This is a genomic window from Algoriphagus namhaensis (genome assembly GCF_042649705.1).
Lineage (GTDB): Bacteria > Bacteroidota > Bacteroidia > Cytophagales > Cyclobacteriaceae > Algoriphagus > Algoriphagus namhaensis.
Genome location: NZ_JBHRZS010000011.1, coordinates 56,699 through 63,479 on the forward strand (window position 1 = coordinate 56,699; position 6,781 = coordinate 63,479).

5 protein-coding genes and 1 pseudogene are annotated in these 6,781 nt (G+C 43.2%); 5 read left to right on the forward strand and 1 reads right to left on the reverse strand.

The window, feature by feature from the left end; all coding sequences use genetic code 11:
- Nucleotides 1-269 precede the first annotated feature (269 nt).
- The 5 genes from lpdA (at nt 270) to ACFOSV_RS17525 (ending at nt 5,519) form a co-directional block, all read left to right on the forward strand.
- Nucleotides 270-1,667: a dihydrolipoyl dehydrogenase gene (gene lpdA / locus ACFOSV_RS17505; protein ID WP_377907370.1), complete on the forward strand. Its 1,398-nt coding sequence runs from the start codon at nt 270-272 to the stop codon at nt 1,665-1,667.
- Nucleotides 1,668-1,759: 92 nt separating this feature from the next.
- Entirely contained in the window at nt 1,760-2,212 is a 453-nt protein-coding gene (locus ACFOSV_RS17510) for a DUF2721 domain-containing protein (RefSeq protein ID WP_377907371.1), read from the forward strand.
- Nucleotides 2,205-3,164 carry a glycerophosphodiester phosphodiesterase family protein gene (locus ACFOSV_RS17515; RefSeq protein WP_377907372.1) on the forward strand — a complete coding sequence of 320 codons (960 nt, stop codon included), beginning with the start codon at nt 2,205-2,207 and terminating at the stop codon, nt 3,162-3,164. Before ACFOSV_RS17510 ends, ACFOSV_RS17515 begins: the two co-directional genes overlap by 8 nt.
- On the forward strand, nt 3,154-4,167 hold the full coding sequence (locus tag ACFOSV_RS17520) for a threonine aldolase family protein (RefSeq protein ID WP_377907373.1): 1,014 nt from the start codon (nt 3,154-3,156) through the stop codon (nt 4,165-4,167). Before ACFOSV_RS17515 ends, ACFOSV_RS17520 begins: the two co-directional genes overlap by 11 nt.
- 89 nt (nt 4,168-4,256) lie before the next feature.
- Nucleotides 4,257-5,519: a replication-associated recombination protein A gene (locus ACFOSV_RS17525; protein WP_377907374.1), complete on the forward strand. Its 1,263-nt coding sequence runs from the start codon at nt 4,257-4,259 to the stop codon at nt 5,517-5,519.
- Nucleotides 5,520-5,770: 251 nt separating this feature from the next.
- Here ACFOSV_RS17525 and ACFOSV_RS17530 read toward each other — a convergent pair.
- A pseudogene (locus tag ACFOSV_RS17530) lies at nt 5,771-6,781 on the reverse strand (hypothetical protein); the annotation flags it as partial.

Genomic DNA, 6,781 nt, shown 5'->3' on the forward strand with positions numbered 1-6,781 from the left:
AATTAGAAAAAAACCCAAAAGAATCTTTTCTATGCTTTGGCTAATCCCTTTTGAGTTGATCCTCAAGAATTAAAGTCAAAAGATAGTAGAATTTCAGAATTTTTTCCCGAGAAAAATGACTTGTACCAAAGTACATTTGGAAAAGTGGTTCTTCTGGAAGCTCAAGTCCATTTTTGGTTATTTTCTGCGCATCTCACCAAATTTTTTTCTGAATCCAAAAGACCTATTTTTGCATAGTTTCAATCAGTTTTCAATTAAGATTATAAAATATGTCTTCGACAAAATATGACTTGATCGTGTTGGGCAGTGGCCCAGGTGGATATGTAGCAGCGATTAGAGCGAGCCAACTTGGACTCAAAACCGCCATCATTGAAGCAGAGGAATTAGGAGGAATTTGTCTCAATTGGGGCTGTATTCCTACCAAAGCCTTGCTCAAAAGCGCACAGGTATTTGAGTACATCCAGCACGCTTCCGACTACGGTATTTCTGTAAAGGAATCAAAAGCGGATTTCGAAGGCATGGTGAAGCGTAGCCGAGGTGTGGCCGACGGAATGAGCAAGGGAGTTACTTTTCTGATGAAAAAAAATAAAATCGACGTGATAGCAGGTTGGGGTAAAATCCAAGCGGGCAAAAAGGTCGAAGTTGCCGATAAGGACGGTAAAAAGACCGTCTATTCTGCAGATAATATCGTTATCGCCACGGGTGCTAGATCTCGTGAGCTTCCATCTATGAAAATGGATGGCAAGAAAATCATCGGCTACAGAAAGGCGATGACTCTTGAGAAACAGCCTAAGAAAATGGTAGTAGTAGGTTCTGGAGCGATCGGAGTGGAGTTCGCTTATTTTTATAACTCCATTGGCACAGAGGTAACCATTGTTGAATACATGGATCGCATCGTGCCTGTAGAAGATGTTGAAGTTTCTAAGGCTCTGGAAAAAATCTATAAGAAGTCAGGAATGAAGATCATGACTTCTTCTGAGGTAACCGGAGTGGACACCAAAGGTACAGGTTGCAAGGTAACTGTGAAAACAGCGAAAGGAGAGGAAATCCTCGAATGTGATGTAGTTCTCTCCGCAGCTGGAGTGGTTTCCAATTTGGAAAACTGTGGATTGGAAGACGTAGGAATTATGGTCGAAAAAGGCAAAATCAAAGTAGATGAATATTACAAAACAAATATGCCAGGGTACTATGCTATCGGTGACGTGGTTTCTGGGCCAGCTTTGGCACACGTAGCATCTGCTGAGGGGATTATTTGTGTGGAGAAAATCGCAGGACATCACCCTGAGCCGTTGGACTATGGAAATATCCCAGGCTGTACCTATTGCTCTCCAGAGATTGCTTCTGTGGGTATGACCGAGGCAAAAGCCAAAGAGGCAGGATATGAAGTAAGAGTTGGGAAGTTTCCTTTCTCTGCCTCTGGCAAAGCTTCCGCAGCTGGCGCAAAAGATGGTTTTGTGAAATTAGTATTTGATAAAAAATACGGAGAGCTTCTTGGCGCTCATATGATTGGAGCAAATGTAACTGAGATGATCGCTGAGATTGTGGCTGTGAGAAAACTGGAAACTACAGGTCATGAATTGATCAAGACGGTGCATCCTCACCCAACCATGTCTGAGGCGGTGATGGAAGCTGCAGCAGCAGCTTACGATGAGGTGATTCACCTTTAATGTTGATGAATAAAAAATTAAGCCCGCTCAATTTGAGTGGGCTTTTTTGTGCTTTTCTCAAAATCAGCCATCTTTAGCGTTAATCTTGAGCCATGGAACTCCAACTCTCTACACCAGCCTTACTTTTTTCCGCCATTACCCTTTTGATGCTGGCCTTTACCAATCGTTTTCTGGCTATAGCCAGTCTCATCCGAAGTCTGCATAAGAACTATATGGAATCTTCCGAACAGGAGCTTATTGTGGAGCAAATCCAAAATCTTAGAAAACGACTTTCACTTATCAAAGGCATGCAGCTCTTTGGTGTTTTCAGTTTCTTGCTTTGTGTGATTTGTATGTTTTTACTTTTTCAGGGCTTTACTATGGCGGCTAATTGGGTCTTCATAGGGAGCATGGCTTTTTTGTTGGTTGCCCTAGCTCTTAGCTTAATCGAGATTCAAATTTCCACCAAAGCCCTAAACCTTGAATTAAAGGATATGGAAGAGGTTTTTAAAAAAAGGTCCGGTCTTGACTTTATTTTCAAAAAAGATATTAAAAAGAATGAATAGAGTTTTTTTTGTACTTAGCCTATTAGGCATTGGCATTTTCTCTGCCTGTTCAGCACCAAACGAAAGCTTGATAGATAACGAATCCTCAAATCTGGATTCATATTTTATAGCCCTTTCAGGCATTGAAGATACTCGTGACTTCTACTCTTGGACATCTGACCGGATTCCTATGGTTTCAGCTCATCGGGGAGGACCTTATCCCGGATTTCCTGAAAATGCGCTAGAAACCTTCGAAAACGTACTCAAATACACCCCGGCCATTATTGAATTGGATGTGGCCATGACTCAAGATTCAGTTTTGATCCTGATGCATGACGATGAGTTGGACCGGACCACAAATGGGACAGGGAAAGTGAATGAAGTAACCTACGAGTATATCCAAGGTCTAAGACTTGAGGACGAAAATGGAGATTTGACGGAATATAAAGTTCCTACACTCGAGCAAGCCTTGAATTGGGCTAAGGGAAAAGCTCTTTTGACGGTGGATATCAAGCGGTCGGTCCCTTTTGAAAAAGTGGTCGAGGAAGTCCGAGCCACCGAATCTGAGGCTTATGCAGCCTTGATTAGCTATACTTTTCCAGCTGCCAAGAAGCTGCATTATCTCGCACCTGAGTTGATGCTTTCAGTCACAATTCGAAATGAAGAAGAAATTTCAAGATTTGAAGAAACGGGAATTCCTTGGACTAGAGTTATTGCATTTACCGGAGTAGCAGAGCGAAGCCCAGAATTCAATCGAGCGCTTCATGATAAAGGAGTTTTTACGATTTTAGGGGTATTGGGTAACTTGGATAGAAGTGCCATCGCTCGAGGGGATGAGATGTATGCAAGCTTCGTTCAGCAGGGAGCAGATATTTTAGCCACGGATAGACCCATAGAAGCTGCACAAGCCATAAAAACTCTTGCTCCTTCCAACAGTTCTAAAGCCATTTATTTTAGCAAAAATGATTATTGATTTACGAAGTGATACCCTGACCAAACCAACGGCAGGCATGCGGGAAGCCATGTTTTCCGCTCCGATTGGGGATGATGTCTTTGGTGAAGATCCCACGGTGAATGCCCTAGAGGAAAAAATCGCCAACTTTTTTGGGATGGAAGCGGCTGTTTTTTGTCCTTCAGGTACGATGACCAATCAGATTGCCATCCGGCTCCATACTCGGATTCAAACGGAGGTGATTTGCCATAAGTACTCCCATATCTATCTCTATGAGGGAGGAGGAATTATGTCCAATTCACTGGCCTCAGTGAAATTGCTGGATGGGAATTTGGGTAAAATTACTGCAGCGCAAATATCCGCATCTATTAATCCCGACGATGTGCATGCACCTGAAACCACCTTGGTTTCTCTGGAAAATACGATGAACAAGGGTGGAGGAAGTATTTATACTTTGGATGAGGTCAGGCCAATCCGTGAGCTTTGCCAAGAAAAAGGCTTAAAACTTCACCTAGACGGTGCTAGACTGTTTAATGCTTTGGTTGAGTCCGGTGAAAGCCCGGCTGATTGGGGTGCACAGTTTGACACGATTTCTGTTTGCTTGAGTAAAGGCTTGGGCTGCCCGATTGGTTCGGTACTTTTGGGAACTAAGGCAGATATCAAGCGAGCACGAAAGGTGCGGAAGTCCTTTGGTGGAGGAATGCGGCAAGCTGGATTTTTAGCGGCAGCGGGAATCTATGCTTTGGATTATCAGGTAGATCGATTGAAAGAAGATCATGCCCGAGCAAGAAAACTAGGTGAAATGCTTCTCGAATTGTCCGTTGTTTCTGAAGTTTTACCAGTAGCTACCAACATCGTTATCGCCAGACTAGATGGAGTCTTTCCAGAAGAATTTATGGGTAAACTAGCCCAAAAAGACATCAAATCCGTGAAATTCGGACCAGATCTCGTACGTTTTGTGACTCACCATGACTTTGATGATGATCAATTGGAGGAGTTTGGAGCCCGGGTACGTGAGCTTTAGGATTTGACAGTTTTTGACAATTTTTAAAGGGCCTTACCGCCCTTTTTTCTTTTCTAAGTATCTTGTTTTTTAATTAATCAAATGCAGGAATGAACAACACCCCACTTGCGGAGCGAATGCGGCCTACACGTTTGGAAGATCTGATCGGTCAGGAACATTTATCTTCTCCTAATTCATTTCTTTTTAAGGCGATCAAATCAGGCAATGTGCCTTCGCTGATTCTGTGGGGGCCTCCTGGTGTGGGGAAAACTACGATCGCGAATATCATCGCAAATGAGATCAAAGCTCCTTTTTACACGCTTTCGGCAATCAGTTCTGGCGTTAAGGATATTCGAGAGGTCATTCAAAAGGCAAAATTCCAAATGGGAGTGGTCCTTTTCATTGACGAAATTCACCGATTTAATAAATCCCAACAGGATGCCCTTTTGGGTGCCGTGGAAAAAGGAGTGATCAGATTGATTGGAGCAACTACTGAGAATCCATCTTTCGAAGTCAATGGGGCTTTGCTTTCCAGATGTCAGGTTTTTACGCTTAATCCCCTTGGGAAAGCTGAACTGGAAGCGATGGTACATCAGGCACTGGAGAAAGATGTAGATCTGAAAAAAATCAAGGTGGAGCTGAAAGAAACGGATGCCTTGCTAAGGATTTCTGGAGGAGATGGTAGAAAACTTTTGAACCTCCTTGAGATTGTCATCGATGGGATTAATGAGAATCCTTGTGTGATTACTGATGAAAAGGTCATGCAGATTGCTCAGCAAAAAGTAGCACTGTATGACAAATCCGGTGAACAGCATTACGATATCATCTCAGCCTTTATCAAATCTATTCGTGGATCAGACCCGAATGCAGCTGTGTACTGGCTGGCACGAATGATCGAAGGGGGAGAGGATGTGAAGTTTATCGCCAGACGACTGGTGATCTTGGCTTCGGAAGATATAGGAAATGCAAACCCTAATGCTTTGTTGCTCGCTACGAATTGTTTTGAAGCAGTGAAAATCATCGGCTATCCAGAATCTCGAATTATTCTTTCGCAGTGTGTGACCTACTTGGCGAGTTCAGCCAAAAGCAATGCAGCCTATATGGCTATCAATCAGGCCCAAGCTCTGGTGAAAGAAACCGGGGACTTATCCGTACCATTAGCATTGCGCAATGCGCCTACCAATCTGATGAAAGATCTCAACTATGGTAAAGCCTACAAATACTCCCATGACTTTCCAGGTAATTTCGTAGCTCAAGAATTTTTACCAGATGAAATCAAAAACACCAAACTCTACGAACCTGGCGAAAATGCCCGAGAAAATGAATTGAGAAAGTTTTTGAAGAGTAAATGGGGTGGGAAATATGGGTACTAGATTGCGGTTTTACAAAGTCGTTTTATAATGCTAAAACCCTACCCGGTCTATGATTTTCATATGCTATCTCTGGTAAGAAAGTCCAAATAATTCAATGATGATTTGATTTTCACTCTCTTAAAAAGAGGGACTCTATATGCGTCTCTTCGAAAGGGATCTTTTTATAATTGCTCTATGCTTCAGTAAAAGCGTTATACAGTTATTTGTCCTTTACAAGGAATTAGTTATTGTTCAGAAACTGATTTTGAAACTTATGGGTCAATTACTGTGAACATAAACTCTGCATTTTGCCTGTTCCCATTCCCATTTCCATTTCCATTCCCACTGCCAGTGATGATGACTGTAAATCCATTTACATCCTCAAGAGCGTAAGAAATACTAGTCCCATCACTAGAAGTGAGTTGAATGATATAATTAGCATCAGGTCTAGCATTGTCAAACGTAATAAGATAAACACCATTAAGATTCGTCGTTACAGTTGCTCCAATTACTTTTAATTCAGTTCCGTCTGCAGCTACCTTTCCAAATGCCTTGATAGGGTTTGATACGGCATCAACCCATGAATAATTCCCACTTCCATCAGTAGAAAGTACCTGGCCGTTAGTGCCTCCTGTTGGCAGTTCGATTTCATTGGTAGGATCGGCATCGGCGTCATTCACATTCACTGTCACCGTATTTGCGTCGGTTAATCCAATAACACCAGGCTGAGAGGGAGCCGAGACAAGCTCTTGAATTTCATTGTTCGGATCGGCATCGGCATCGTTGACATTGAGGGTAATTGTATTACCGCCACTAATACCGATTTCTCCCGGTGTGGAAGGAGCTGTCGCTAATAATTGAATTTCGTTGTTCGGATCGGCATCGGCATCGTTAACATTTAGGTTTAGGGTATTTCCATTTTCGATAGAGATATTACCCGCTCCTCCAGAAGTAGAAAGAATCTGGTTATCTGACCCTGGAGGACCTTGATCACCGGTATCTCCCTTATCTCCCTTTAGCGAAGCAAGCCACTCGGCTTCAGTTCCTAGAAATCCATTGGCTACCGCGACTTCATATGCGGAGTCGCCATCTGCTCCATCTGCTCCGTCAGCACCAGCAGCTCCAGTAGCTCCGGTTTCACCAGTAGCACCGGTTTCACCAGTAGCTCCGGTTTCTCCAGTAGGTCCTTGTGCACCAGTAGCTCCGGTATCTCCTTGAGGTCCGGTAGGTCCTTGTGGACCAGTTGCACCATCAGCACCGGTAGGTCCAATTGGTCCGGTTGC